Here is a 1832-nt window from a genome sequence, read left to right on the forward strand (position 1 = left end):
TGTGATGGTGATGTTCTCGTCGTCGAGGGAGTGTTCGACCAGTGTCGCCAACGTCCGCTCCGGACCCACCTCGAGGAACCGCGTCACACCCAACCCCTCGGCCACACGCACACCGTCAGCGAACCGGACCGCGCCCCGCAACTGCGCCGCCCAGTACCCGGGCGAACACGCCTGCTCATCGGTCAACAGCTCACCAGTCAGATTCGACACGATCGGAATCCGCGGCGCATGCAGCTCCACCTTCGCGGCCGCCGCCTCGAACTCTTCGAGGATGCAGTCCATGTGATGCGAATGGAACGCATGACTGACATTGAGCAACCGCACCCGCCGACTCCCCAGCGAGGCAACCCATTCCGTCACCGCATCCTCGTCACCGGAGACCACCACCGACCCCGGCGCATTCACCGCCGCGATCGACAGCCTGTTCTCGAATCCCGTCAGCGAGGCCACGATCTCGCCCTCGCCACCGGACACCGACGCCATCACACCCGCCGCCGACACACCACCCATCAACCGGCCACGCTCGACGATCAACACACACGCATCGGCGAGCGAGAACACACCCGCCAAAAACGCCGCCGTCAACTCCCCGATCGAATGCCCCACCAACACATCCGGCACCACACCACGAGCCTCCACCACCCGGAACAACGCCACCTCGAGCGCGAACAACCCGACCTGCGTGAACTCCGTCCGATCGAGCAACCCACCGGTGTCCTCGAACACCAACTCCCGCAACGACCGACCCAACAACCGGTCCGCCGCCACACACACCTCATCGAACGCCGCCGCGAACACCGGCGACGACTCATACAACTGCCGGCCCATCCCCACACGCTGGGAACCCTGACCGGTCAACAACACCGCCACCCGGCCCCCGCCGGCAACACCGGTGACCACCGACTCGTCCGGATCCCCGGCCGCCAACGACCGCAGCCCGCCGAGCACACCGTCACGACCATCGGCAACCACCGCCGCCCGAAACCGCAACCGCGACCGCGCCGCCAACCCCGCCGCCACCGCACCCGGATCCACCGTCGGGTCACCGTCGACGAAATCAGCAAGCCGAGAAGCATACCCACGCAACGCCGCCTCGGACTTCGCCGAGAACGACACCACCACCGGCCCCTCGACCGAAGCCACGAACTCGGAAGGGGTCTCGGACCCGGGAGGGGTCTCGGACTCGGTCGCCGAGGAGGTCTCGGCGGGGGCCTCCGCCACGATCACATGCGCGTTCGTGCCACTGATCCCGAACGACGACACACCCGCCCGACGCACCCGCCCCGCCGACGGCCACTCCACCGACTCCGACAACAACCGCACATCACCACGCGCCCAATCCACATGCGGCGACGCAACATCGGCATGCAACGTCGCAGGAAGCATCCCCCGCTGCAACGCCATCACCATCTTGATCACACCACCGACACCCGCCGCCGCCTGCGCATGACCGATATTCGACTTCAACGACCCCAACCACAACGGCGCACCCTCACGCCGACCGAACACCTCCAACAACGCACCCGCCTCGATCGGATCACCCAACCGCGTCCCCGTCCCATGCGCCTCGACCACATCGACCTCACCCGCCGAGATCCCCGCCTCCGCCAACGCCCGGCGAATCACCCGCACCTGCGACGGACCATTCGGCGCCGTCAAACCATTCGACGCCCCATCCTGATTCACCGCAGAACCCGCAACCACACCCAACACCACATGCCCACGCGCCCGCGCCACCGACAACCGCTCGAGCACCACCACACCGACACCCTCGGACCAGCCCGTCCCATCAGCACCAGCACCGAACGACTTACACCGACCATCCGGAGCCA

At 66.9% G+C, this 1832-nt stretch carries 1 protein-coding gene and 1 pseudogene; both read right to left on the reverse strand.

Features of this window, described 5'->3' with window-relative positions; genetic code table 11:
• Positions 1-972 (reverse strand): acyltransferase domain-containing protein (locus tag J2X34_RS28390; RefSeq protein WP_429520355.1); only part of this gene is annotated, 972 nt, incomplete at its 3' end.
• A pseudogene (locus J2X34_RS28395) lies at positions 970-1832 on the reverse strand (ketoacyl-synthetase C-terminal extension domain-containing protein); the annotation flags it as partial. The gene J2X34_RS28390 and the pseudogene J2X34_RS28395, both read right to left, overlap by 3 nt.

Origin of the sequence: Rhodococcus sp. BE178, assembly GCF_050433545.1 — a bacterium.
In the GTDB taxonomy this organism is placed as follows: domain Bacteria; phylum Actinomycetota; class Actinomycetes; order Mycobacteriales; family Mycobacteriaceae; genus Prescottella.